This window comes from Klebsiella sp. BIGb0132 (assembly GCF_024810075.1).
Lineage (GTDB): Bacteria > Pseudomonadota > Gammaproteobacteria > Enterobacterales > Enterobacteriaceae > Klebsiella > Klebsiella terrigena.
On the sequence record NZ_JANUDW010000001.1, the window covers coordinates 564,145 to 588,130 of the forward strand.

At 52.9% G+C, this 23,986-nt stretch carries 25 protein-coding genes and 3 pseudogenes; 10 read left to right on the forward strand and 18 right to left on the reverse strand.

The genetic code is table 11. The annotated features are described in order from the left end of the window. Positions 1 to 106: 106 nt before the first annotated feature. Positions 107 to 682, forward strand: a complete 576-nt coding sequence (locus M2416_RS02615; RefSeq protein WP_259221944.1) for a nuclear transport factor 2 family protein — start codon at positions 107 to 109, stop codon at positions 680 to 682. On the opposite strand, the gene M2416_RS02620 is transcribed toward M2416_RS02615, so the two are convergent. Further along, entirely contained in the window at positions 673 to 1,254 is a 582-nt protein-coding gene (locus M2416_RS02620) for a TetR/AcrR family transcriptional regulator (protein WP_076945114.1), read from the reverse strand. The genes M2416_RS02615 and M2416_RS02620 overlap by 10 nt on opposite strands. A gap of 355 nt (positions 1,255 to 1,609) precedes the next feature. Between M2416_RS02620 and M2416_RS02625 the strand changes: the two genes are divergently transcribed. Continuing rightward, positions 1,610 to 2,365: an SDR family oxidoreductase gene (locus M2416_RS02625; RefSeq protein ID WP_259221946.1), complete on the forward strand. Its 756-nt coding sequence runs from the start codon at positions 1,610 to 1,612 to the stop codon at positions 2,363 to 2,365. Positions 2,366 to 2,421: 56 nt separating this feature from the next. Here M2416_RS02625 and M2416_RS02630 read toward each other — a convergent pair whose 3' ends face one another. The 10 genes and pseudogenes from M2416_RS02630 to M2416_RS02670 all read right to left on the reverse strand — a co-directional run bounded on the left by M2416_RS02630 (position 2,422) and on the right by M2416_RS02670 (position 10,104). Next, positions 2,422 to 2,961 (reverse strand): cytochrome b, encoded by a 540-nt coding sequence (locus tag M2416_RS02630; RefSeq protein WP_076945111.1) that lies wholly within the window; start codon positions 2,959 to 2,961, stop codon positions 2,422 to 2,424. After that, a complete protein-coding gene (locus tag M2416_RS02635; RefSeq protein WP_076945488.1) occupies positions 2,958 to 4,013 on the reverse strand; it encodes a catalase family peroxidase in 1,056 nt (351 codons plus the stop codon). The genes M2416_RS02630 and M2416_RS02635 overlap by 4 nt, the downstream gene beginning before the upstream one ends. Before the next feature lie 341 nt (positions 4,014 to 4,354). Next, entirely contained in the window at positions 4,355 to 6,004 is a 1,650-nt protein-coding gene (locus tag M2416_RS02640) for a putative bifunctional diguanylate cyclase/phosphodiesterase (RefSeq protein WP_076945487.1), read from the reverse strand. Between the two features lie 400 nt (positions 6,005 to 6,404). Then, the gene (locus M2416_RS02645) at positions 6,405 to 7,364 is read right to left on the reverse strand and encodes a YbgA family protein (RefSeq protein WP_076945110.1); all 960 of its coding nucleotides are present in this window, start codon (positions 7,362 to 7,364) and stop codon (positions 6,405 to 6,407) included. Between the two features lie 13 nt (positions 7,365 to 7,377). Beyond that, positions 7,378 to 7,455 (reverse strand): annotated as a pseudogene (locus tag M2416_RS26920) (DUF3833 domain-containing protein); the annotation flags it as partial. 21 nt (positions 7,456 to 7,476) lie between these two features. Next, positions 7,477 to 7,569, reverse strand: a pseudogene (locus M2416_RS02650) (hypothetical protein); the annotation flags it as partial. Beyond that, positions 7,565 to 8,011, reverse strand: a pseudogene (locus M2416_RS02655) (NAD(P)-binding protein); the annotation flags it as partial. The pseudogenes M2416_RS02655 and M2416_RS02650, both read right to left, overlap by 5 nt. Continuing rightward, positions 8,008 to 8,727, reverse strand: coding sequence for an SDR family NAD(P)-dependent oxidoreductase (locus M2416_RS02660; RefSeq protein WP_259221949.1), 720 nt, complete (start codon positions 8,725 to 8,727; stop codon positions 8,008 to 8,010). The gene M2416_RS02660 and the pseudogene M2416_RS02655, both read right to left, overlap by 4 nt. Continuing rightward, positions 8,724 to 9,158 carry a nuclear transport factor 2 family protein gene (locus M2416_RS02665; RefSeq protein ID WP_041144851.1) on the reverse strand — a complete coding sequence of 145 codons (435 nt, stop codon included), beginning with the start codon at positions 9,156 to 9,158 and terminating at the stop codon, positions 8,724 to 8,726. Before M2416_RS02665 ends, M2416_RS02660 begins: the two co-directional genes overlap by 4 nt. Positions 9,159 to 9,378: 220 nt before the next feature. After that, positions 9,379 to 10,104, reverse strand: a complete 726-nt coding sequence (locus tag M2416_RS02670; protein ID WP_259221950.1) for a MerR family transcriptional regulator — start codon at positions 10,102 to 10,104, stop codon at positions 9,379 to 9,381. 118 nt (positions 10,105 to 10,222) lie between these two features. On the opposite strand from M2416_RS02670, the gene M2416_RS02675 reads away from it, so the two are divergent. Beyond that, complete coding sequence (locus tag M2416_RS02675; protein WP_076945106.1) at positions 10,223 to 10,747, forward strand: lipocalin family protein; 525 nt, start codon at positions 10,223 to 10,225, stop codon at positions 10,745 to 10,747. A gap of 489 nt (positions 10,748 to 11,236) precedes the next feature. Here M2416_RS02675 and M2416_RS02680 read toward each other — a convergent pair whose 3' ends face one another. Continuing rightward, complete coding sequence (locus M2416_RS02680) at positions 11,237 to 12,145, reverse strand: LysR family transcriptional regulator (RefSeq protein WP_076945105.1); 909 nt, start codon at positions 12,143 to 12,145, stop codon at positions 11,237 to 11,239. A gap of 270 nt (positions 12,146 to 12,415) precedes the next feature. On the opposite strand from M2416_RS02680, the gene M2416_RS02685 reads away from it, so the two are divergent. Genes M2416_RS02685 through M2416_RS02700 form a run of 4 tightly spaced genes read left to right on the forward strand, consistent with a single transcriptional unit; the run spans position 12,416 to position 15,022 of the window. Further along, a complete protein-coding gene (locus tag M2416_RS02685; RefSeq protein WP_259221954.1) occupies positions 12,416 to 12,991 on the forward strand; it encodes an NAD(P)H-dependent oxidoreductase in 576 nt (191 codons plus the stop codon). Between the two features lie 12 nt (positions 12,992 to 13,003). Beyond that, on the forward strand, positions 13,004 to 13,297 hold the full coding sequence (locus M2416_RS02690) for a YciI family protein (RefSeq protein ID WP_259221955.1): 294 nt from the start codon (positions 13,004 to 13,006) through the stop codon (positions 13,295 to 13,297). A 52-nt stretch (positions 13,298 to 13,349) separates the two neighbouring features. After that, positions 13,350 to 14,372 (forward strand): aldo/keto reductase, encoded by a 1,023-nt coding sequence (locus M2416_RS02695; RefSeq protein ID WP_259221957.1) that lies wholly within the window; start codon positions 13,350 to 13,352, stop codon positions 14,370 to 14,372. Between the two features lie 47 nt (positions 14,373 to 14,419). After that, positions 14,420 to 15,022 (forward strand): NAD(P)H-dependent oxidoreductase, encoded by a 603-nt coding sequence (locus M2416_RS02700; RefSeq protein WP_076945101.1) that lies wholly within the window; start codon positions 14,420 to 14,422, stop codon positions 15,020 to 15,022. Positions 15,023 to 15,120: 98 nt separating this feature from the next. Here the strand turns inward: M2416_RS02700 and M2416_RS02705 are convergent, their stop codons facing one another. Further along, positions 15,121 to 15,990 (reverse strand): aldo/keto reductase, encoded by an 870-nt coding sequence (locus M2416_RS02705; protein WP_076945100.1) that lies wholly within the window; start codon positions 15,988 to 15,990, stop codon positions 15,121 to 15,123. A gap of 301 nt (positions 15,991 to 16,291) precedes the next feature. Between M2416_RS02705 and M2416_RS02710 the strand changes: the two genes are divergently transcribed. The 3 genes from M2416_RS02710 to M2416_RS02720 all read left to right on the forward strand — a co-directional run bounded on the left by M2416_RS02710 (position 16,292) and on the right by M2416_RS02720 (position 19,406). Further along, on the forward strand, positions 16,292 to 17,254 hold the full coding sequence (locus M2416_RS02710) for a DUF3737 family protein (RefSeq protein ID WP_259221961.1): 963 nt from the start codon (positions 16,292 to 16,294) through the stop codon (positions 17,252 to 17,254). Continuing rightward, the gene (locus M2416_RS02715; RefSeq protein WP_259221963.1) at positions 17,251 to 18,423 is read left to right on the forward strand and encodes a MalY/PatB family protein; all 1,173 of its coding nucleotides are present in this window, start codon (positions 17,251 to 17,253) and stop codon (positions 18,421 to 18,423) included. The genes M2416_RS02710 and M2416_RS02715 overlap by 4 nt, the downstream gene beginning before the upstream one ends. Positions 18,424 to 18,506: 83 nt before the next feature. Continuing rightward, positions 18,507 to 19,406, forward strand: a complete 900-nt coding sequence (locus tag M2416_RS02720) for a LysR family transcriptional regulator (protein ID WP_259221966.1) — start codon at positions 18,507 to 18,509, stop codon at positions 19,404 to 19,406. 106 nt (positions 19,407 to 19,512) lie between these two features. Here M2416_RS02720 and M2416_RS02725 read toward each other — a convergent pair whose 3' ends face one another. From M2416_RS02725 to M2416_RS02745, 5 genes are all read right to left on the reverse strand, one after another. Further along, positions 19,513 to 20,304, reverse strand: coding sequence for a carboxymuconolactone decarboxylase family protein (locus M2416_RS02725; RefSeq protein ID WP_259221968.1), 792 nt, complete (start codon positions 20,302 to 20,304; stop codon positions 19,513 to 19,515). Continuing rightward, positions 20,304 to 20,801 carry a (R)-mandelonitrile lyase gene (locus M2416_RS02730; RefSeq protein WP_374761780.1) on the reverse strand — a complete coding sequence of 166 codons (498 nt, stop codon included), beginning with the start codon at positions 20,799 to 20,801 and terminating at the stop codon, positions 20,304 to 20,306. The genes M2416_RS02725 and M2416_RS02730 overlap by 1 nt, the downstream gene beginning before the upstream one ends. Before the next feature lie 125 nt (positions 20,802 to 20,926). Continuing rightward, positions 20,927 to 21,283, reverse strand: coding sequence for a cyclophilin-like fold protein (locus M2416_RS02735; protein WP_076945094.1), 357 nt, complete (start codon positions 21,281 to 21,283; stop codon positions 20,927 to 20,929). A 293-nt stretch (positions 21,284 to 21,576) separates the two neighbouring features. After that, positions 21,577 to 22,626, reverse strand: a complete 1,050-nt coding sequence (locus M2416_RS02740; protein ID WP_076945093.1) for an NAD(P)-dependent alcohol dehydrogenase — start codon at positions 22,624 to 22,626, stop codon at positions 21,577 to 21,579. Between the two features lie 335 nt (positions 22,627 to 22,961). Beyond that, positions 22,962 to 23,918, reverse strand: coding sequence for an AraC family transcriptional regulator (locus M2416_RS02745; RefSeq protein WP_076945092.1), 957 nt, complete (start codon positions 23,916 to 23,918; stop codon positions 22,962 to 22,964). Positions 23,919 to 23,986 lie beyond the last annotated feature (68 nt).

The window sequence follows — 23,986 nt, forward strand, 5'->3', positions numbered from 1 at the left end:
TGGCTAATCACTGCATCAAGTTTGTAGCCGATTATATAGCCGTACAAAACAATTATTATGCTCATACCGCTTCAATCAGGTTTGCAATACCAGGAGGAGACGCCGTATGGCTAATGAAAATCAACTGACGACCGAACAACGGCTGCGAATAATCGAGGCCAAATTAGCGATCTATGAACTTATTGCTTCTCATCCGCCCAGCGCCGACAGCGGGGTCGCTGAATATACGGCGTCCGTCTATACCGAGGACGGCGTTTTCAACCGCGGCGCGGGGCTGGACGGCGCGCAGGGCGTGGAGGCGATTGCGGCCTTTATTCTCAGGCCGGAGCACGAAGAGGCTATCCAGGGCGGGCTGGCGCATTTTGCCGGATTACCGCTTATCGACCTGCGCGGCGATACGGCGGTGGTCACCTCCTATCTGCAGCTTTTGCAGCTGGATAAAGAAGGCACGCCGCGGGAAATGGCCAACCACGGCACCTCCACCGGATACCGCATCCATCGGGTTGTCGTTAACCGCTGGGAGCTTGAGTGCCGCGACGGACGCTGGAGAATATGCAGCAGGACGCTACTCCCCGTTGACGGGAGCGATGCCCCGCGTCAGCTGCTGGCGCAAGGCCTCTCCGACGTTCTAAAGGCGACATACCAGCATCCATTAACCGCTACGGAGCAGGATCATGCGTGAAGGTTGTCGATCAGCGGTTGCACGATCCTGCGGAAAATATCCGCATCGTTAAAGGCGCGCGCCGACAGCATCGCGCCGTGCACCGTGGCCATCAGCAGGCTAGCCTCATCCGCAGGGCTGACGGGGAGCCGCAGGCGCTTTTCGCTTTCCCCTCTGCGCAGCAACGTGGCCAGCCATTCGCTAAGATCGGCGAAATGACCGCTCACTTCGCGGGCCACTTCCGCCGGCAGCGTCGGCAGCTCAACGGCAAGCATGGCGCAGATGCAAAACGGTGAGGAGCCCTCGCGAATGCAGGTCGCCCAGTAGTCGACGTAGGCCTGAAGTTCAGCCAGCGGGTCATTCATCTGCCGGGTCATCGCCTGCATTCCGGCCCGGGCCTCTTCCCGATACTCGGTGACCACCACCTTCACCAGCTCCGCCTTGCTCGGGAAGTGGTGATGAATGCTCGCCTTGCGAATATTCACCTTGGCAGAGATATCGGCAAAGCTGAAGCTCTGGTAGCCACCGGAGGTAAGTAGCTGTCGGGTATAGGAAATAATCTCGTTTGCTTTCGGTGAACGCTCAGTCGTCATAGTCGGATCCGCATGTGCATATCGTACTGAATAAGGTGCATATTATCAGAGCGTTGGCAGGAAACCTACCAACAGGTAGACCTGCTAATGCCCAAACTGGGGCCGGGATCGAGCCGACGGTCGCTGGCCAGATAATTCACTTGCCGATCTCAGAGGGCGTCAATATACTCATCGGGCATTGCCACAATGCCGTAGGCGTTACCGTCATCCAACGCGCCCGGATACCCCAGGGTCTCAGCAGAGAATAGGGGATCTCTGCGGCGACGTTCCCATCTCAGGCGGCTATCAGCGACGACAACCGATCCGATAGCCCCTCGCCGCCTTTCCATCTGCTCTATCCGGAGAGGACAATGTTATGAATATTAGCGGTAACACCATTCTGATTACTGGCGCCACCCGCGGTATCGGCCGCGCGCTGGCCGAAGCGTTTTACGCCCGCGGCAACCGGGTCATCATCACCGGGCGCAGCCGGGCCCTGCTCGATGACATCACCCGCGCGCATCCCGGAATGACGGGCTTCAGGCTCGATACGGACGATGAGACGATGCCTGCCGCCGTGGCCTCAGAGGTCAAAACGCGCTTTCCGCAGCTCAACGTGCTGATCGCCAACGCCGGTATTTCGCGCAGCGAAAATTTCCTCACCGACGGCGGGAATACGTCCGTCGCAGAGGAGATAGTCAGGACCAACATACTTGGCACCCTCCGCTTCGCGGCGGCCTTCCTGCCGCTGATTCAGGGCCAGGCTGACGCCACCTTTATGGCAACCAGCTCCGCGCTGGCATTTGTGCCTAAGGCAGATTTCCCAACCTACTGCGCCAGCAAGGCGTTCCTGCACTCGTGGCTGATCTCGTTACGTCATCAGATGCGACATATCCCGGTTGAGGTTCTTGAGCTGTCGCCGCCGTACGTGCAGACCGGGCTGACGGGCAGCGCGCAGGCCGTGGACCCGAGGGCGATGCCGCTGGCGGAATACATCTCCCGCGTAATGGTATTAATTGAAAACCAACAGCACCCGCGCGGGGAGATCCTGCTTGACGGCGATAAAGGCCGCCGCTGGGCGGAAAAAGAGGGCTCGTTTGATACGCTTTTCCGCGCCATGAACCCGGATTAATCCCCCCTGCCCCGTGCCGAAAATCGTTCGGCACGGTTTTCGCCGACCTCAGGCGCTTATCGCCTGCCGCCGCCGGACATACTTTCAAAGACGCCGTCGCGGCGCACTAAAGCATGAAATAGCGCGGCGGCCAGATGCAGCATCACGGTGATAAACAGCAGCAACGCAACCGCTGAGTGCAGCGGGCGCAGGAGCGCATACCAGTCATTATTCACCGGCGCGATCGGCGGTAAAATAAAGGCCCCGCCGACGGAGACGGGATACCCCGCGGCCGACTGCATCGCCCAGCCGACCAGCGGTTGGAGGATCATCATGGCGTAGAGCATCCAGTGCGAAAGATGGGCCAGCCGCCGCTGCCAGCCGGGTATGGTGCCCGGCAGAGGCGGCACCGCGGTGTAAAAACGCAGCCACAGCCGCGCCACCACCAGCAGCAGGATCATCAGGCCCAGCGGCTTGTGAATGGACACCAGCAGCGCGTGCAGGGACGAAACCGTGGACACCATCGCCACGCCAATAAACAGCATCGCCACGATTGCCGCGGCCATCAGCCAGTGCAGCCAGCGCAGCGCCGGATGAAAATGGGTTACCTGTTTCATAAGTGGGCTCCTGACCGTTGGGACTGTTCGCGGGTGCGCGCGTTATACGATTTGGCGTAGGCCGACGACCGCGCGTTGAGTAGAGGATCGTCCGAGGCGGCGATCCCGGTCGGCAGGATCAGCGGATCGTAGTTGATATCGTTGCAGGGGCCACTCTCCTGCGCGGTGGCGCTCACCAGCTCGAGCGTACCGGCATTGATGGTTTGGCGATCGTCAGGCCAGAGCTTCGCCGCATCGTTGCTTGCATCCCCCGGTTGGGCGACGGTAATCAGCAGATCCCAGCGCAGCGGCCCCTGAGCCAGGCGCTGCGTGATATCGTGCTGCAGGAAATCCTTATCGCTTTTATCCGCCTCGCTCAGGGGCTGATAGCCGGTACGCGGCACCATGCTCCAGCGAACCAGATGCCCGGCCCCGGCCTTATCAATAAAGCGAAACGCATTCAGGCTGTTATAGCGATCGCTCGCCCAGCTGGACGAGGGGACGTACTGCTTTGCCCAGGCCAGATAGCGCTGCAGCTGAGGGTGCGAGCCGACAAACGCCTTCAGTCTGTCAGGGTCAGGCTTGCCGGTTGCCGGGTCGGGCAAAGTGACGGTTTGCAGTTCGTAGAACTCTTCCACGGTGGAGACCGGGAACAGCGGCATGGCGTTCATTCCCGTGCGCCACTGCTCCCCGTTCCCCTGCCTGAACTCCAGCGCCATGCTGCGCACGGGAACGGCATAATCCGGCGCGTTGGGGTTGCCGCCGGCGATGGCAAAGCGGCCCGTTACCGGGGTTTCTCCGGCGGCGAACAGCGCCGCACGCGACAGCCCGCTGGCGTTGCCGTTAGAGATAAAACGGCCCACAACACAGACGCCTTTGGCATGATTGCGTCGAAAGCCCGGGTGCTCGCCGCCCGATTTTTGCAGAACCGTCACCAGCTTGTCTGCGCTGAGGCGGTTCGGTGCCAGCCAGCCGCCAGCCCACAGAAAGAGCAGTATCACGCCTAAAGGAATAAGGCCCACCAGCAGCAGGCGCGCTATTTTCTGGCCAGCGGAAAGTGAAGAGGTTGTCATATTTTCGCTCACACTATTAACATTGAACCGACAAACAAAAACGCGAGAAGCGATTCCCGCAGGAAAAATCTAATGGCCGCCAGCCGCTTTAAAGGCCGAGGCTGGCGTTAATCAACCGACGCGCATCGGCCATAATCGGCGGGTGATTTTGCGATCGGTGAAAACAAACCTACTAGTTGGTAGTTTTAATGTCAATGCTCTCGCGCTTGCCCCATCGGGGGTCCGGAGGTTTTTCATTGGCAGGTTTTATTGGCTGAGTGAGCCGCAGCAGAAGCCGGCTTCCTGCCGGCAGGCAGACCTCTCGGGCCCGCTTACGGCGCCGCGATGAAGGGCCTGAGAGGCTACTTTTTTAATTGCCCAATGATCGTCGGCTTGCCAAAAAGAAAGCCCTGGACTTCGTTGCAGCCTTCATCTTTCAGGATTTTCAGCTGCTCCAGGGTCTCAACGCCCTCGGCAATCAGCGGGGTATTAATCGATTTACTGAGCGAGATAACCGCCCTCACGAAGGAGCGAACTTCGGTGTCGTTCTCAATGTTTTGCAGAAAACTGCGGTCCATTTTGATGAGGTCAAAATGAAATTCACGCAGCATGCTAATGGAGGAGTAGCCGGTGCCAAAATCATCAAGGGCGATACTGATCCCCATGTTTTTTATTTGATTGAGAACGTTAAACACCAGCTTTTTATCGACAATAAACGCCGTCTCCGTGACCTCGAATTCAAGGAGGCTAACCGGAAAACAGGTTCTCATTAAAATTCCGCGGACGTTGTCTATAAAATCACGATGGCGCAGCTGCACCGGAGAGATATTTACCGAAACCTTCTTGTGAATTTTATTCACCAGTGCTTCACGACATACCTGCTCTAATACCCAATAGCCCAGCGGTATAATCGTCGCGCTCTCTTCCGCCAGGGGAATAAATTCGTCAGGGTATATCAGCCCGAGTTCTGGGTGCTGCCAGCGTAGTAAAGCCTCATATCCCGTCACCTGCTTTCCGGAGATCGAGCGCTTTTCTTGATAATGCAGATAAAACTGGTCCTCCTTGATCCCCTGCCTGATATCCGAAATCATTTGATTGCGCTTACGCGTTCGCTCGTCCATCTCAGGCTCGTAGCGGCATACCTTATTGTCGATATCAGATTTGGCACGATACATAGCCAGATCTGAGTTGCTGATTAAGGTATTAAGATCGGTACCGTCGCGAGGAAAAACAGAAAAGCCGATGCTCGCAATGACTGAAACCGAGGTAGTGGCAAAATCATGTATTCCGCTAAAGCACCCCTGCAGCTTCTCGGTAAAGAGATCGAGTTCTTCAGCAGACTCAAACGGCTTTACCGCCACAAACTCATCACCACCAAACCGGGCCACCAGCTCATCGTTCTTGACCATTTTAGCGACATTTGCCGAAACTCTTTGCAGCAGCAGATCGCCAATAAGATGGCCCTCAACGTCATTTATTTCCTTGAACTTATCAAGGTCTATAGTGAAAATAGCCAGCTGAGGATAGTTATTACCCGCGATCAATCCTTCGACAAACGCAAAAAACGCCACCCGATTAGGTAGCCCGGTCAGAGAATCATACCTCGCCATCCACGAGAGCTTATCTATCACTTGCTTATGTTCGGTAATATCCCGGGTTATTTTGGCGAAACCCTGTAAAGTCCCGTCGTCATTGCGGATAGCGTCTATTACTACGTGCGCCCAAAATGACGAACCGTCCTTTCTGTAGCGCCACCCTTCCCCCTCGAATTTGCCGGTTTTCAACGCCAGCGCCAGGTTTCTCGCCGGCTCTCCTGATTGCTGCTCGCCTTCGCTGTAAAATATGCTGAAGTTACTGCCAATAATCTCATCGCTGGTGTAGCCCTTAGCCTGGCGCGCGCCCTCATTCCAGCTGGCAATCGTCCCATCCAACTCCAGCATATAGATAGCGTAATCTTTCACATTTTCGACGAAATGACGATATGAAATATCAGTTAACATTCTGTTATCCATATAAACCAACCCAACGGCGTAGCAGTGTATTGACAGAATCACGGAACAGAAATGTGAAAATGTGTTAATCACAATGTAACCCATCGCTACCGCTCTTGCCACAAGCATCTCTGGCCCGTAGTTTCGCCGCATCCGCCGCCAGCGCGCGCGTCGCCCCTTCTTGTACCTCAAGGGACGATGCGCCTGAAAAAGCCCGCTTTCATTATTTATCGCCGGAACTGTCGTCAACCATATTAATAAACAGCATCGGCATTGATGATGAAAAAAATAAGCTCAGCAACCTGGTTCATGACAAAAAAAGTTAAGCACAAAAGTGATGCTGTTATTTCAAAACGCGCGTTAGCGACGTTAAGTACCGGTAAAATAGTGGCTCAGAAAGGCGCTATGCCGGGCGGCCGGTTTAATTTACCGTCAGGCGCAGGGCTAAATCCTGCGGATAGGGATCAAAGTAGTTCTGCGTTAACAGGTAGCGATCCGGGTATTCCGCCAGGTAATGCTTCAGCAGCGTTAAGGGAGCGAGTAACGGCAGCAGCCCGGCACGATAGTGGAGGATTGCGTCGCGCAGTTCACCGCGCTGACGGGTATTCAACTGCTCACGAAAGTAGCCCTGAATATGCATCAGCACGTTAGTGTGATTTTTCCGCGAAGCGGGTTGCTTGAGGATCGCCATCAGTTTTTCGCGGTAGGCCACGAAAAAAGCGTCCAGATCCTGCCATTCGTGCAGCGAGGCGACGAACGGCCCGATCTCACGGTAGCGCGCCTGATGGTGCGCAAGCAGCTGCAGTTTGTAGCGGCTGTGGAAATCGAGCAGACCACGACGATTCAGGCCGTTAGCTCGTAGGCTATTGAGCTCATGCAGGGCGAAAACGCGCTCGACAAAATTTTCACGCAGCTGCGGGTCGTGCAGGCGGCCATCCTCTTCTATCGGTAGCCACGGGTATTTCTCCAGCAGCGCCCTGGTGAAAAGCCCCACGCCCTCTTTACGCCCGCGATTGCCTTCTTCATCGTACAGCCGCACGCGCTCCATGCCGCAGCTCGGCGATTTAGCGCAAACGATGAACCCCGACAATTCGCCCAGGCGCGGAAGAGCATGCTCGGTGAAATCAGCCATTTTCTGCGTGACATCGTCGTGCGGTGCGTGGCTGAAACGCATGCGAATATCCCCTTCCCGAGTTTGCAACAAACGCAGCGCCGGGCGAGGAACCGGCAGGCCGATGGCCATCTCCGGGCAGATGGGTTTGAAGGTCACGCACCGTGCCAGCTCATCCATCACAAAGGCCATCCGCTTATGTCCGCCATCAAACCGTACGGCCGAGCCGGTTAAACAGCCGCTGATCCCAACAACAGGTTGCGTATTCATGACTCTATCCTCTTTACGGCGTTTTGCGTGTGAAGAAAAGCGTGGCGGTTCCCACGGTTAGGTCGAATTTCTTCATCTCGGTTTTGTTAAAAGACCGGCAAATAGCGGCGCTTCATACGCGTTCTGCGGTCAGTTGCACCACGCTAATGGTGCGGGCGTTGAACCCCGCTTCGCAGTAGCTGAGGTAATACAGCCACATGCAGCGACGATGACCAGATAGCGGCCCCCATCGGCAGAATGTAATGGCGGGCGAAAAACGCGCTGAAGCGGTGCTGTTCCAGAAAGGTGGCGAGCGTGGCGTGCCGATCGACGTTGCCTAACGTCCCTTTTGCCAGCCGATTAAAACGGGCGATCTCTTTTAGCAATCCCCAGAACCTCGGGCTCACCAGATTGCGACGCCGGGCAAACAACGAGCTTAAGGTATGTTCGTTGTACTCCAGGCCGATAAAACGGGGATAGGTGCGGTCGTTGTAGACGATAAACCCGGTATCAATGGCCCAGATGCCCTGCGGCGTCGCGACATCGACCGTCGCGGTATGCCCGCCAACAGTGGGCTCTGCTTCGAAAAGCGTCACCTGATGATGCCCGGCGAGCCGCCAGGCGCAGGTCAGCCCGGCGATGCCGCTGTCGATAATGGCGATGTTCATGAGCGTACCATCCTGCGCAGAAATGTACGCTGAAGACCGACAGGAAGAGCAGCAAGCAGGCGCAGGATAAGACCGAACCCCGTCGGGAAAGCGATATCGTCTTTCCCTTTGGACAAGCCGCGCCGGATAGCCTTCACTGCGCTCTCCACGCTGACCCGTCCGGGCATAGGGAAATCATTTTTACGCGTCAGGGGGGTATCGACAAAGCCCGGCGAAACCACGGTGATGGCGATACCCCTGGGCTCCCAGTCCAGCCGCAGGCTGTTAGCAAACCAGGTCAACGCAGCTTTTGACGCACCGTATGCCTCGGCGCGTGGGAAGTGCAGCCAGTGCGCCATCGAGCTGACCAGCACCACGCGATTTCCCGAAACCAGCTGCGGTTCAAGCGCGGCCAGGCAGTTGACGGGGCCCAGAAAATTGGTGGTGATGACCCGTTCCACCAGGGCGGCATCCACCACCCCATTTTGCAGATATTCACAGGTCCCCGCGCAGAGGATCGTCAGCTCGGCGGAATAGCCCGCCAGCGCCTGGCGACAGGCGTCCCTGTCTGTCATATCGAACAGGCGTATGGCGATGTTTGGGCTGCAGCGCTGCAGGGCCTCCAGGCGGGCCCGATCCCGCCCGCAGGCGATGACGCGGTAGCCGTCATCGGCCCAGGATTTGGCGAGTCCGGCCCCAATCCCGGAGCTTGCGCCCGTGATGAGGACAGTCATCATGGGCGCACCCTGCGCTTCACGCTGCGCACCGCCCACCCCAGCAGCGGGAGGTGCTCGTAGATCATCTCGCCAGCATCGTAGTAGTCGCGCTGGCTAGTAATCATCTCGCCCTGAATCTTTACTACCGAGCATCCCGGCAACGTCAGGATCGCGCCTCCGTCAATGCGCGGGTGCGACCAGTGCATGGTCCAGGTCACGACAAAAAAGTGGCCGTCGCACAGCGGCGGATCGATGGAAAAGCGACAGTGCTCCACGTTGGCCAGAAGATGGGTGAAGTAGCGCTGGATGGCGTAAAGCCCCCGGTGCTCGCCAAACGGATCGATAAGCGTGGCGTCAGCCTCATAGAGCGCGGCCAGCGCCGATGGCGGCTGGTTATCCAGTCCGGCGTAGTACTCAACAAACCGATTGATAACGGACGGCATTGTGCTCATAAGTCTCACCCTGACGTTAAACAACGTAGCGCACTCGCATAGTTAAAACTTAGACAATTAAGTTTATTTGTCCAAGTTTATAATGATATTATTTTTTTACTTAATGTATTTCAATCAATTAAATTAAGTTCTTTAGGCGCTTAATTTCTGATAATCACACGCAGGCACGCCACCTTTGCGGTGGCGCGTGAGGAACAACATCGGCAGTGGACGAAAGAAACTACAGAGAAATAACGTCGAGGGAAACGCCCTGCTGCCAGAGAACGATCTGCTTTTTGCGAACGGCGGTAAGCTTGCCGCTGGTGACCAGCAGCCATTTGCGCTCCGGGAAGATTTCCGGAGCCAGCGCGGCGGGCGGGACGGGAAGTACGTCAATGCGCTGCCCCTGGCCGGTGCGCTTGAGCGCTTCGAGCCAGATTTCACACGGATCGGCCAGGTGCCAGCCGGTAATCAGGACGTTATCGCCGGGCGCTTTTTTATCCCCTTCAAGGCAAAACGAGGTGTAGGCGATAATAATGCCGTCGAGGATTTCGCGCAGGGTCATCATGGCAGGAACATTGGCCGAGACTTTACTGCGCAGGGGGCGCAACACTTCAGTGACCAGCTCAGGGCGAGGATATTCGCGGCCAGAATCGTAAATAAACTGGCGCAGGGATTCGATTTTCCCCTCTTTGAGACGCTGTAGCATCGTCTCCTGGAGGTTGACCCAGTTGTTGGTACGTCGCGGGCCGGGGCGGGCCAGCAGCGGCTTAACCTGGCTGACAGGCACCCCTTTTTTGACCCAGTCGAGAATTTTTAGCGCCTGCTGGATATCGTCGTCGCTGTACTGGCGATGTCCGCCGTCGGTGCGCAGCGGTTTTAGCAGGCCGTAGCGACGCTGCCAGGCGCGAAGCGTGGTGGCGTTGATTCCGCAAAGCCGGGCAAATTCCCCGATGGAGTAAGACATAGCGGGTACCTGATCATAAAGAATACTCTCAATATACTACGAATCATTTCGGGTTGAATGAAGTGCGGAAAGTTTGCACTACACTTTACTCCCAACTGCGCAGATGAAAGGAGTTCTCATGAAGCTATGGCCCGTTGCAACCGGTGTTGCAATCGCCTTGACCCTGGTGGCCTGTAAATCCCCCACGCCGCCAAAAGGTGTGCAGCCTGTCACCGGCTTTGACGCTGGCCGTTATCTGGGTAAATGGTACGAAATCGCGCGCCTGGAAAACCGCTTCGAGCGCGGCCTTGAGCAGGTGAGCGCCACCTACGGCAAACGCAGCGACGGTGGTCTTAGCGTGCTGAACCGCGGCTACGATCCGCAGAAAAACAGGTGGAATGAGAGCGAAGGAAAGGCCTATTTCACCGGTCCGGCGACCACTGCGGCGCTGAAGGTCTCGTTCTTTGGGCCGTTTTACGGCGGCTATAACGTGATTAAGCTCGATGAAGATTACCAGTACGCGCTGGTCAGCGGCCCGAACCGCGACTATCTGTGGATCCTGTCGCGTACGCCAACCCTTCCGGAAGCAGTCAAGCAGGACTACCTTAACACCGCCCGTGCTCTGGGCTTCCGGGTCGATCGGTTAGTGTGGGTTAAGCAGTAAACAGGCGATCGCCGCGCCCTCGCTGACGCGGCTCTTAGGTTATTTCATCCGGAAACGGCAGCAGAAATCACGAGCCGTGGCGCGACAGGCGAAGAACGGCAGCGATGCCGGCCCGGCCTCAAGCCAGCCCACGGTCTGGCTCAATGATGACTGCGATATGTTGAGTATGGCTGCTGACTAAAAAGTCCTGAGTTGTTCCCATCCCAGGGGCGACCACCATTGAGCATCTGGATGACAACTTGCCCGCAGCCAGCCTGGAGTTGAGCGAAACCGATTTAGAACAAATCGATACTCAATTTTCGACCATTGATATCCAGGGAGCTTTATCCCCAGGAACGGGAGGCAGCGATCGATCGCTGAGAGAAAAAATTCATTAATCCCAAAACGGGTAAGGAATATTCATTATGTCAGGCAAAAGCGCTGTTTTAACTCTGAATAATGACATCCGAATGCTCGCTGCGGGTCATGGCGTATAAACGAGAGAGCCACTCATTCTTTCGATCTTTCTGTATGAGCGATCAGAAATTCAATGAGGGCCTTCACTCTTTTCATTTTGCCTGCGCTTTTCGGGTAATAGAGATAAACCGGGGGATAAGTTTTCCAGTAGCGCTCCATGACGGGAAGGAACGTCCCCCTGTCTGGCTGTAACCGGTGAATGGGTTCGAATAAGCGACCAATCCCCAGCCCGTTGCGGATACCGTCGGCCATGACGTCAATATCGTTGCTGATAAGCTGGCCGGGCATTTCAACGGTCAGTTGTTCTCCGTTGTCATTCAGGATCAGAGGGAGGATGCGGTTATTGGTGATGAAGCGATAGCCGATAAGCCGGTGCTGGCGGAGATCGGCCGGCACCGCAGGCATACCATATTCGGCAAGATAGGCTGCAGAAGCATACAGTCCTTCACGAAACGGTTTCATTAAAGGACGCGCCACCACCCCGCCCTCCAGAATATCGCCAAAGCGAATCCCCAGATCAAAACGGTCGTCGATGATGTTCACGGTGCCATCGTAGACCGAAACCTCAAGCTGAATACCCGGGTATTCACGGCAGAATTCAGCCATCGCGGGCTTAAAAATCAACAGATAGGCGAAGCGTGAGAGCGTAATCCGCACCAGGCCCGACGGTTCCTGATTCTGGTCGCGGATACTTTCCAGCGACTTTTCCAGCGAGTCCACCGCTGCTGCGGTTTGCTCAAGCAACTGTTGTCCTGTTTCTGTCAGCTCAATACGTCGGGTGGTGCGCAGGAAAAGAGGATGCCCGATGTGCTGTTCTAAAAGCTTGAGGGCATTGCTGACCGATGGCGGAGTAATTTCAAGTTTCCTGGCCGCCGCCGAGATACTGCCTTCACGCGCAATGCTTTGAAAGATACGTATCTGATTATAAATGGCGTTATTCATAGGATCATCCTTAAGCAATGGCCGGCCAATTTTTAACTACAGGCTAAATATACCCAAGTCAATGGCACTTGCCATACCTTCACGCATGGAAGCGTGGTCAGCTCATCACGCTATCCTCGAAGGTGAGGATTCAGGAACATATCCTGGAATGAGGAAAAATCACTTTTAGCTACAGGCTAAAAGTGATTAAGCCATTACTGCTCTAAAAAAAACAATGCTGTCGCCCTATACTGAATACAAGATAAACAACGGCTAATTAACACATTGAAAATGAAAAATATCCTGATCGTTTCCGGGCATCCAGATCTGAACCACTCTGTGGCCAATGCCACCATTCTGGACGAGGTGGCGACTGCCCTGCCTGACGCTGAAATACGCCGACTGGACTGGTTATATCCTGACGGCAAAATCAACATTAGCGCTGAGCAGGAAAGCCTGCTGAAGGCAGATGTGATTGTCTGGCAGTTCCCTTTTTCCTGGTATGGGCTCCCTGGGCTCATGAAATGCTGGCTGGACGAGGTTTTTGTTCATGGCTTCGCGCATGGCTCAACGGCAAAACTGGGTGGTAAAAAACTGATCCTGTCATTCACAACCGGCGCGCCACAGGCACTGTATTCAGCAGATGGCTTCTTTGAACACAACGTCGAGGATTACCTCGCCCCGTTCGAAACCACGGCCAGACTTTGCAATCTGCAATGGCAAAAACCGGTTTATACCTGCGGCATCAGCTATGCCGACAGGGATACAGATAAAATCACCCAACAGAAAATCCTTGCTCAAGACCACGCCTCTCGCCTGGTCGCAATGCTGAGTACCTTATCTGTTGACACGAATGTGGCCGGCTAAGGAGAAAAGACGATGTTTATCATCACCATTACGGTCAGCGATGCGCTCTCACCAGAACAGCATGATTCGTTGTTCCCCGGGCATGTTCAGTGGTTCAGACATCATTTCTCAACCGGTGCATTTGTGGTCGTCGGGCCTTATAGCGACCGCGAAAGATCGGGAGTCATTATGGCCAACACAGAAAGCCGCGATGCCCTGATGGCGATCCTGGAAGAGGATCCCTATTACCCCGACATGGCGACGTATGACATCCGGGAGTTTGTGCCCGCAATGGTTGCGGAAAACCTGCATCAGCTTCAGCAATAGCTTCAGCAATCATAAGCTCATTCCTGAACCAGATAAGACGGAGTAAAAAACAATGCAATATATCCGGCTTGGTAAAAGTGACTTAACGGTATCCCGTATTTGTATGGGGTGCATGGGGTTTGGCGACCCGTCGACGGGCCAGCATCGCTGGACGTTGGGCGAAGCAGAAAGCCGCGACATTATTCGCTATGGTCTTGAGCGGGGCATCAATTTCTACGATACCGCCATTGCCTATCAAAACGGCTCCAGCGAGCGATACGTGGGCAAGGCGCTGCGTGACATGGCAAAACGTGAAGACGTGGTGGTCGCCACTAAGTTCCTGCCCCGTACGTCGGAACAGATTGCCAACGGCGTCAGCGGTAAACAGGCCATTGCACAGTCGCTTAATCAGAGCCTGCGCAATCTCGGCATGGACTATATCGATCTTTATATCTATCACATCTGGGATTATAACACGCCGATTATTGAGGTGCTCGAAGCGCTGCATGAGGCCATTAGCGCCGGTAAGATCCGCGCCATTGGTATATCCAACTGCTTTGCATGGCAGCTGGCTAAAGCAAACGCCCTTGCCGCACACCATCGACTGACCCCGTTTGTTTCCGTACAGAGCCACTACAACCTGATTATGCGTGAAGATGAACGGGAGCTTTTCGGCTTATGCGCTGAGGACGGTATTGCGATGACGCCCTACAGTGCGCTGGCCAGTGGTCGTCTTACCCGTCAGGCTGATACTCAAACCCTACGAGCCGCTGAGGATGATTATGCCAAAGGGAAGTACGATGCAACGGCGGATCTGGATCGCAAGATCATTGACCGTGTAGCTGAACTTGCCGGACGATATCAGGTTTCCATGACTGCTGTTTCTCTCGCATGGCTGCTGACAAAAGCGACTGCGCCGGTCGTCGGTGCGACTCGAAAACAGCACATTGACGGTGCAACAGACGCGGTCGATCTGCAGCTGTTCCCCGAGGATATTCAGTATCTGGAAGCGTGCTACCAGCCGCATGATCTGACCGGGATCATGGCGCAAAACACTCTGCGAACCAAAGACGCAAAACAGGTGTGGACGCGCTAAAGAACCCGCATACCTTGCACATTTGCACACCGGAGGAGGGAGCTTTTATGAACTGGATACACTTACGCAGGGCGGTCGAATTTTGTCTCATTTTAGTTATTATCGGCCTGTTCCCCGTCAGTCACGCCCTGAGTCGCGAAAAAACCGATATTAAAACGCTCGTTATTGTCTCCCATCCCTATCCCGAGCGTTCGGTTTTAACCAAAGGATTACAGGAGGCAGCAGAAAGCATAGCGGGCGTGACGGTGCGTAATCTTGAAACACTGTATGGTTTTGACACCCGAAATATTAATGGTGAAACAGAACGAGAAATGATGCGCGAACATACGCGTATCGTGTTTATGTTCCCGACCCACTGGTTCAATATTACGCCAATGATGAAAGCCTGGCTGAACGAAACCTGGGGGAGCGTAGGACCCGGTTTATGGCAAGGAAAAGAGATGATGGTGGTCAGTACGGCGGCGGGCGGTGCATCGACTTATGGCCCTGATGGTAGGATCGGTGTGACGCTTGCAGATGTGTTTTTACCGATGAAAGCCAGCGCCCTGCACGCCGGCATGACCTGGCTGCCGCCGCTGGTCTTTGAGGGAGCCAGCAGCAGTCAGTTGCCGGAGTACCAGCGTCAGTTGATTGAGCGTCTTAAACAGTAATTCGCTCCAGCAAGGGGGAAAGATGGCGGTACTCTTCAGATCAATGCCTGCCGCTATCTTTACCCTTGCTGGAGGGAAGACATCAAGAATGACGGCAATCAATCATGGATTTTTAAGCCAAGGCAACCGCGAACAAATTCAGGGTTAAAGTGTTTTACCGCATCACCAACGTAGCCTAAATCAAGGGTATCGATTTCAGCCATTTCAGCATCCGTCAGTGCGAAATCCCAGATAGCCATGTTCTCTTCAATACGCTGCTGACGAGTGGATTTAGGGATGACGGTGACGCCACGCTGCACGTTCCAGCGAAGCACAACCTGAGCAATCGTTTTGTTGTGGGCATCAGCAATCCCCTGAAGCATTTCACTTTCATATGGCTTATGTCTGCCGCCACCTAGTGGCGCCCATGCTTCTGGCTGAATATTATATTGCTTCATTGTTTCAAGTGCCGCAGGTTGCGCAAAGTAAGGATGCAATTCGACCTGGTTCACCATCGGCTTGATTCTGACCGTTTCGCAGAAGTTGACTAACACATGAGCGTAGAAATTGGACACCCCAATCGCTTTCAGTTTTCCTGCGTCGTAGGCATCTTCCAACGCACGCCAGGCGCTGAAATAATCCCCCATGGCCTGATGCAATAAATACAGGTCAAAGTACTCCAACCCTGATTTTTTTAACGATGCCTCAATTCCTGCGCTGGCCATATCGTAGCTGGCCATGTCCTGCACCCACAGTTTTGAGGTAATAAAGAGCTCGTCACGGCGACACAAACCTAACGCAATGGCTTCACGAACGGCGTCACCCACGGCATCTTCATTGCCGTACACTGCGGCAGTGTCAATAAGACGATAGCCAGCACGAATAGCACTCAACACTGACTGTTTGCATTCTTCTTTATCGGTTACCTGAAAGACACCAAAACCAGCCATCGGCATTTTAAGGTTGTTGCTTAATACTGAATATTCCACTGTTGAATACCTCCGCCATGTTAATGGCATCATCTAACATTGAGTAAATCCATTGTGGTTGAATCTGGTGAGAGTTAAAACCTCATAAATCGAAATGAAGTAATGAGTAAAATTCATAATTCATTCTGCCTTCGTCGATTTCTCCCTCACCGCCAGTTTAGACGTCACCCGTCAACCCCTCGCCTTCTCATGCCGGTATATATATGAAAATTTCTCATATTTGAATGCCGTTTTAGCCTGTTTATTTTCTAAAGCCTCTCATTTTACGATCGTCAGCAGGTTAACCGCGGGATTCCGATAAATGCCAGACCTCGCCAGCCGTCCTCGTATCAGACAGTACTGGGGACTCATCTGTGCTTCTATTGCGGCGAAGGACACCATCCAAATGGGAAAAAGTGAACCAATGAATACTATCCGAAATACTTTTTATGAAGGTGAGCGCGCCCTGTTTTCCTCCCGGAACATCAGCCTGGAAAATGTCAAATTTTACCCGGGAGATTCAGCACTGAAGCAGAGCGAAAATATTAAGGCATTACACTGTGAATTTATGGGGAAATATCCTTTCTGGCATAATACCAATACCGAGATCGAAGACTGCCGGTTTACCGTCTACTCACGTGCAGCGATTTGGTACTCCAGTCATCTCCGGATGATTAACTGTACGGTTGATGCGCCGAAAATGTTCCGCGAAGTAAGCCACTTTTATCTTGAAAATACGCGCTTAGCTAATGCCGCCGAATGCTGCTGGAATTGTCACCATGCAAAATTTCGTCATGTTGAGATCCACGGTGGCGACTATCTGTTTATGAATGGTACAGAAATAGATATTGATGGTTTTCGCCTGCAGGGAAACTATGCGTTTCAGGATGCGCGTAACGTTGTTATTCGAAATGCCCATCTCGATTCAAAAGATGCCTTCTGGAATACCGAAAATGTCACTGTCTATGATTCGGTGATCAACGGCGAGTATCTGGGCTGGCATTCCAAAAATCTGCGTCTGGTTAACTGCACGATTTCAGGTGAACAACCCTTATGCTATGCCACCGACCTGGTAATGGAAAATTGCACGATGGTCGATACCGATCTCTGCTTTGAGTACAGCACGCTGCGGGCGGATATTCGCGGAACGATACTGAGCGTAAAAAACCCACGGGGAGGATTTATCCACGCTGAACGCATCGAAGAGATCGTTATTGACGAGAACTGCATTGATCCCGGGCACTGTGAAATCGTGGTATCCACCAATGCCGGGGCACAATCATGAATGATGATTTTGATCCGTTAATCATCCGTCGCGGGACAAATGCCGTCAAATGGGATGCAGCAGCGGAAGATAATATTCTGCCAATGTGGGTTGCCGATATGGATTTCCGCACCGCCCCTGCGGTCATTAAAGCCCTGGAAGCTCGCGCCAGGCACGGGATTTTCGGTTATACCCAGGTCCCGCCGGATTTTTATGCCGCAATCGTTAACTGGTTTTCTCGCCGGCATGGCTTTACCCTGAATCCACAGCATCTGCTCTACACCACCGGTGTGGTACCGGCGCTATCCGCTGTGGTGCGCGCCCTGACACAACCCGGCGAAAAAGTTATTGTTCAAACGCCGGTTTATAATTGTTTTTTTTCCTCTGTACGTAACCAGGGGTGCGAGATAATCACCAACCCTCTGCTGCGTCAAGGGGATACCTACACAATCAATTTCGACGATCTGGAGCAGAAAGCGGCCGATCCGCAGGCCAGATTATTGTTATTGTGTAATCCTCATAATCCTGTCGGCCGGGTATGGAAACCGGAAGAGTTGCTGCGTATCGGGGAGATCTGCCTGCAACACAACGTCATTGCGATCGCCGATGAAATACACGGCGATCTGGTGCAACCCGGCTTTCGCTATACGCCATTTGCCTCCGTGAATGAACGTTTCATGCAAAATGCCATAACCTGTATGTCCCCCAGTAAGGCATTCAACCTGGCCGGGTTACAGGTCGCCGCTATTCATACGGCAAATGACGACATGCGCCAGAAAATCGATAACGTCCTGAACATCCATGAAGTCTGTGAGATTAATCCTTTCGCAGTAGAGGCGCTGATTGCCGCATGGAATCATGGTGAAACGTGGCTGGATGCCCTGAATCTGTATCTGCATGACAACTTCGAGTGTCTGAAAGCATTCTTTCATCAGCACCTACCCGCCTTCCCGGTTATTCCACTTGAGGGTACCTATCTGGCCTGGATAGATTGCCGAGCCCTTTCTTGTTCATCTGCAGAAATCACCGCCTTGCTTAAAGCAGAAGAAAAGTTGTGGGTGAACGAAGGCACAATCTATGGGGAAGAAGGTGAGCACTTTATCCGGTTAAATTTTGCTTGCCCGAGATCCCGTCTACTCGACGGTCTGAACAGAATCAAAGCGGCTTTTGAAAGAATGTTAACGCCGTAAAATGCATCGCCTGAGACGCGCCATTTATGCGTTAGTTACGATACACTGGGACATTATTCTCTTTCAGCAATGAGGGACGCAGATTGGCAAGAGAAAACCTTAATGATTTGATGGCGTTTATTGTCGTCGCGCGTGAAAAGAGTTTCACCAAAGCGGCGGCTCATTTAGGTGTCTCCCAGTCGGCTTTGAGCCACAGCATGCGAACCCTTGAATCCCGACTGGGGATGAAGCTTCTGACCCGCACCACCCGAAGTATTTCGCTGACGGATATCGGGCAAGCCATGCTGGATGACCTCGGCCCCTATATCGATGGCATCCAGCGACGATTGCAATCGCTAAAAGATCTCAACAGTCAGGCAGCAGGAACCGTGCGTATCTCAACGTCGGATTACGCTCTCGGCTCTGTCATCTGGCCAAAACTTGAACCGCTGCTGAAAGAATACCCTGAAATTAATATTGAGCTGATCGATGACTATGCCTTGACAGATATTGTGTCCGGTCGGTTTGATGCAGGAACCCGCCTCGGAGAGCAAATATCCAATGGCATGATTTCAGTGCGTATCGGTCCGGACATTCGCTTTGCGGTCGTCGGTTCTCCCGATTATTTTTCCCGATATCCCTGCCCGCAGCATCCTAACGATCTTATCGATCATAACTGCATTAATTTGCGATTTCCCACCCACGGCAATCTGTACGTCTGGGAGTTCGAAAAAGAGGGAAAAAGCCTGAATGTCAAAGTGAGCGGTCAGTTGGTGTTTAGCCGCATCTATCAGAATCTTCAGGCCGCCGTGGAAGGATACGGGCTGGCGCATGTTCCCCGCGACATCGCTGAAAAGCACATTGCCCGCGGCGAACTAATTAGCGTACTGGACGACTGGTGTCCTTACTGGGACGGTTATTACATCTACTACCCGGAAAACCGAAATCTCTCGAAGGCATTCCAGATCGTTATTGATGCACTACGCCACTACCAACATCCCTGACGCGATGCTCTGGCAAAAAAATTAGCGCTACAGCGTTTTGATTTACAAAGCAGAAAAGCCAGACCCTGCATCAGCGGTCTGGCTTGTTTGTGTTATCTGTTGATTGTCAGGCAGCGTTTCTACCGGCAAACACCTCTTTAAATACCGGTAAGGCTGAGAAAATATTTGGCCAGCCCGCAACAAAAGCCAGTTGCGTCAACACCTCAGAGGCCTGGAGCTGCGTCAAGCCATTATCCATCGCCCGATTGAGATGATAGGGAACCTGAGCCACTTGCCCGGCGGTAACCAGCGCACTGACCGTCACCAAACTTCTGTCCCGTGGTGCCAGGCCAGGTCTCAACCACAGATCCTGAAACAGTGCATCTGTCGTGTACTTCACCACACCTGGTGATACCTTGCCAAAGTTTGACTCAACCAGCGTGGCACGTTTGTTTTCCGTCTCTTTATCTAGCGGCAGAAAATCCACTTTCTCACCCGGCAATGACGCGGTATCAATATGGCGTTGAGCAAATACATCACGGGTGACCAACGCCGCCGAGGTGGCATTCGGCCAGCCGGCATAAAAAGCTAAGTGGGTAATCATCTCGGATATTTCGGCAGGCTTTACACCACTATCCAGCGCCACATTGAGATAATGAGGAAGTTCAGCTGTATCATTGCGACCGATCAATGCGGTAACCGTCACCAGACTACGGTCGCGACGCGATAATTCCGGGCGATTCCAAAGGTCTTTTTCGATAAATCGCGCAGAATACGCCGCCATCGCTGGTGCGACTTCTGCTACTGCGTGTTTCGCATCTTCTGGTATCACTTTTGAACTCCTGTTTTGCGTGGTCTGGGAAACACATCCACTCATCAATATCATAGAAAAAATGACCATAAATTTCTTGTTGATCATTACATTTCGCCCGCCCGCAGGTATTGTTCATCGCTGACTTTTTCAAGCCAGTTTACGTTTTCCCCCTGGTCATTCGACTCCTGAATCGCGAGATGAACCATCGTGGTTTTATCCGTTGCGCCATGCCAGTGTTTAACGCCTGGCGGACATTGAATAACGTCTCCTGCGTGTACCGTTTTTCGTTCCCCGCCCCACTCCTGAACCCAGCCCGTACCGGATGTGATAACCAGCGTTTGTCCCAATGGATGGATATGCCAGTCAGAGCGCGCACCGGGTACAAAGGTCACATAGGCGGCCCCGGTTCTTTGTGGTGCGACAGGCGAAAAAAGAGGGTCAATATAAGCACGCCCGGTAAAGTGGTCAGCGGGTTCGGCAATCGTTGCGCGACTGCCGGTTTCCGACAGGGTCATCTGAGCTGAGGTGGCGGTTTCGCCGTGCGCGGACATACCTGCAAATAACAGTAGTGATGCTGCTACAGAGGTGAAACGGATCATCATACTCTCCTGTTGTGAATGAAACGGCTAACCCAGTACCGGGAATAGAAAAGGATTTAACGCATTATGGTGAAAAGACGCTGGTAAATTAAAATGATGGCGATGCCGGTGACAGCATGCTCTGGTGACTATTCTTCAGTTTGCAATTCAAATCTGGCAGTATATGAATCAGGTTGTACAGGCAAAGCATCCGGCTGATCTAGTTGCCCCAGCTTAATTAAACCGGTCACATAGCCATGAGGTTTATAGAAAATAGCCAGATTTCCCCATGGAGCATATATCGTTAAATCGCCTTTTTTTGCTGCCGTCCCTGCAGGTGAGCCTGCCGTCGTCAGCCTGGCGGGCAAATCGCTTATTTTCTCCTCCGCGGCATAATCTTTCAGCTGTAATGTCAGCGGTAGCAGTGCAGCAAATTCACGGCTGGTTTGACTATCATTCAACGTTGCCGTAAGAGTCTTGTTCTGGAGTATTATTTTTAACTTCATCGGGTTTACCTGTGTATGACTCGCGATTACCGCAGGCGCAAATACCGATATCAATATCAGCACTAACCATCGTGAACGCCCGGGTAAAACACGTTGTGCTTTAGCATCATTAAGCATGAGAAACCACTCGCCCTGGGTACCTGCACCTATTCTTAACCGAATAATACAGCCTGTTAATAGCTGTTATCAGAATAGAATAATGAGTAAATTTCATTAATCGTGCAGCGCTATTGCTGGCAGCTGGTTTATGTATCAGCGGCGGTAGGATCGCGCTACAGTCGCTGAACGGCAGGTTACCCTGCGTTCAATGATGCCATATCAATAACAAAACGATGCGCCATATCGCCCTGTTCAAGACGTGCGAAAGCATCGTTGATTTGATCAATATTGATCATTTCGCATTCAGGATAAACGTTATGCTCTGCGCAGAAGTCCAGAACTTCCTGAGTTTCGGCAATCCCCCCAATCAGCGAACCAGCAACCCGACGGCGCCCCATAACCAGCGGGATCGTCAGCGGTTCATTCATCAGGCCAATTTGGCCGACAATAACTAACGAACCATCAATATCTAACAGCGGAGTATAAATATTCAGATCATGCTTAACGGGTGCTGTATCGATGATTAAATCGAATGCGCACGCTGATGCTTGTAATGCCTGCGAGTCAGAAGAAGGCAAGATGCTTTTCGCACCGAGCGCTTTGGCCTCTTTCTCTTTGCTGTTAGTACGACTGATGACGGTAACATCGGCGCCCATCGCAACGGCCAGCTTAACGGCCATATGACCTAACCCGCCCAAACCGATAACGCCAACACGACTTCCCGGGCCGATATTCCAGGTACGCAGCGGGGAGAAAGTGGTGATACCTGCGCAAAGAATCGGCGCGGTTCTCGCCAAATCCATATTTTCCGGGATCCGTAGCACAAACTCTTCGCGCACAATAATATGTTTGGAGTAACCGCCCTGAGTCACTTCGCCGCTAATCCGGTCTGGCGCGCCGTACGTTGGCGTCATCCCGTGACGGCAAAACTGTTCTTCACCGTGCTCACATTGATCGCAGTGCATACAGCTATCCACCATACAGCCAACGGCAACATGGTCACCCTGATGATATTTGGTGACACTCGGACCGACTGACGTCACGATACCGACAATTTCGTGGCCAGGAACCAATGGATAAGGCTGCACGCCCCAGTCACCATTCACCGTGTGTAAGTCTGAATGGCACACGCCGCAGTAGAGAATTTCAATCACAACATCGTTTTCACGTAAATCACGACGTTCAAAATGATAAGGAACCAGTTTCGCATCGCGAGAGTGTGCTGCATAACCAACCGTTTTCATAAAAGACCTTATATAATGGCAAGCGCTGATGTGAAAAATACTGAAATCAAGAAAATATAGCCGTGAAAAAATGGATTTATTTCCTGAGCACACCAAACCGCAAGCCGGATATGAATAATTCTGCATTATCATCCAGGTAGCACAGCGAATAAACGACATCAAAGCAGAATAATTAACGCTTCGGGCGAACCAGCATCAATGAATTAATTAAGAAACCCTCGTCGTAACGCTGAATAACGGTATCAACAACCACGACATCGACACAACCACGCAATAGAAATATCAGTAATGAACAAATTTAATAAATCGCAGGTATCATGACTGCGCTCCCCCTCTTACATCTCAATATTCTGGCCAAACAACTTCCGGCGTAACGCTTCGATATCACGACGCGGGGGAGCACCAAACAAACTTGTATACTCGCGACTGAACTGCGAAGGGCTCTCATAGCCGACCTGAAAAGCCGCGCTGGCGGCATTCATTCCCTCGCTAAACATCAGGCGACGCGCCTCATTGAGTCGCAGCCATTTCTGATATTGCAAAGGGCTTAAGGACGTTAGCTGGCGAAAATGCTGATACAAACTGGATGGGCTCATTTGCACATGTGCGGCGAGTTCTTCGATACGCATCGTCTGACAGTAATTTGACTTAAGCCAGCTAATCGCGCGGACAATCCTGTGCCCCTGACTACCCACTGATGCGATATTTCGTAGACGTGCACCTTGATCGCTCTGAATCAATCGATAATGGATTTCTCGTTCAATCAATGGTGCAAGTACGGGGATTGACTGAGGCTCATCCAACAGGTCGATCATCCGTTTAAATGTCCCCAGTAGCGCAGGCGTTACGACTCCCAGACCAATCCCTGACGCCTCACCCTCTGAACGATCGACTGAGTCGTTTACCCCATCCTGCGCCATCAACTCTGCCATAATCCGCAAATCAAGCCGGAAGGAAAAACCCAGACATGGCTTCTCCTGACTGGCCTCCAGCACCTGCGAATTGGCTGGAATATCCAGCGAAGTAATTAAGAAGCGCTCGGCGTTATAAGGGTAGCTTTTACCGGCCACCAACATCTGCTTTTCCCCCTGAACCGCGAAAACGATGCTGGTCTCAACAAGGCAAAGTGTAGGTGGCATTGGCATCTCACGACGAAACAGCGTCAATCCTGCAAAATCGCAAGGAATATCGCTATTACCAACCGTGCGCCGCGCGATACTTTCCGTCATCGCTGTACGTAAGTATTCAGATACAGCCCCCTCGCTTAGCGTCGATGGATATTTTACAGGCATCGTAATGTCTCTGGATGATTAGGCGGTCTAGTATATTCCATCACCAACTCAGCACTACCTGTAAACGG

Coding starts and splice junctions, on each gene's coding strand:
- M2416_RS02715 (WP_259221963.1), top strand. CDS start 17,251: ATGAATGATGATTTTGATCCGTTAATCATCCGTCGCGGGACAAATGCC.
- M2416_RS02670 (WP_259221950.1), bottom strand. CDS start 10,104: ATGTCTTACTCCATCGGGGAATTTGCCCGGCTTTGCGGAATCAACGCC.
- M2416_RS02665 (WP_041144851.1), bottom strand. CDS start 9,158: ATGAGCACAATGCCGTCCGTTATCAATCGGTTTGTTGAGTACTACGCC.
- M2416_RS02685 (WP_259221954.1), top strand. CDS start 12,416: ATGAAAAATATCCTGATCGTTTCCGGGCATCCAGATCTGAACCACTCT.
- M2416_RS02680 (WP_076945105.1), bottom strand. CDS start 12,145: ATGAATAACGCCATTTATAATCAGATACGTATCTTTCAAAGCATTGCG.
- M2416_RS02730 (WP_374761780.1), bottom strand. CDS start 20,801: ATGATGATCCGTTTCACCTCTGTAGCAGCATCACTACTGTTATTTGCA.
- M2416_RS02615 (WP_259221944.1), top strand. CDS start 107: ATGGCTAATGAAAATCAACTGACGACCGAACAACGGCTGCGAATAATC.
- M2416_RS02690 (WP_259221955.1), top strand. CDS start 13,004: ATGTTTATCATCACCATTACGGTCAGCGATGCGCTCTCACCAGAACAG.
- M2416_RS02660 (WP_259221949.1), bottom strand. CDS start 8,727: ATGATGACTGTCCTCATCACGGGCGCAAGCTCCGGGATTGGGGCCGGA.
- M2416_RS02725 (WP_259221968.1), bottom strand. CDS start 20,304: ATGATCAACAAGAAATTTATGGTCATTTTTTCTATGATATTGATGAGT.
- M2416_RS02640 (WP_076945487.1), bottom strand. CDS start 6,004: ATGGATAACAGAATGTTAACTGATATTTCATATCGTCATTTCGTCGAA.
- M2416_RS02710 (WP_259221961.1), top strand. CDS start 16,292: ATGCCAGACCTCGCCAGCCGTCCTCGTATCAGACAGTACTGGGGACTC.
- M2416_RS02695 (WP_259221957.1), top strand. CDS start 13,350: ATGCAATATATCCGGCTTGGTAAAAGTGACTTAACGGTATCCCGTATT.
- M2416_RS02630 (WP_076945111.1), bottom strand. CDS start 2,961: ATGAAACAGGTAACCCATTTTCATCCGGCGCTGCGCTGGCTGCACTGG.
- M2416_RS02635 (WP_076945488.1), bottom strand. CDS start 4,013: ATGACAACCTCTTCACTTTCCGCTGGCCAGAAAATAGCGCGCCTGCTG.
- M2416_RS02620 (WP_076945114.1), bottom strand. CDS start 1,254: ATGACGACTGAGCGTTCACCGAAAGCAAACGAGATTATTTCCTATACC.
- M2416_RS02745 (WP_076945092.1), bottom strand. CDS start 23,918: ATGCCTGTAAAATATCCATCGACGCTAAGCGAGGGGGCTGTATCTGAA.
- M2416_RS02675 (WP_076945106.1), top strand. CDS start 10,223: ATGAAGCTATGGCCCGTTGCAACCGGTGTTGCAATCGCCTTGACCCTG.
- M2416_RS02625 (WP_259221946.1), top strand. CDS start 1,610: ATGAATATTAGCGGTAACACCATTCTGATTACTGGCGCCACCCGCGGT.
- M2416_RS02740 (WP_076945093.1), bottom strand. CDS start 22,626: ATGAAAACGGTTGGTTATGCAGCACACTCTCGCGATGCGAAACTGGTT.
- M2416_RS02700 (WP_076945101.1), top strand. CDS start 14,420: ATGAACTGGATACACTTACGCAGGGCGGTCGAATTTTGTCTCATTTTA.
- M2416_RS02645 (WP_076945110.1), bottom strand. CDS start 7,364: ATGAATACGCAACCTGTTGTTGGGATCAGCGGCTGTTTAACCGGCTCG.
- M2416_RS02735 (WP_076945094.1), bottom strand. CDS start 21,283: ATGAAGTTAAAAATAATACTCCAGAACAAGACTCTTACGGCAACGTTG.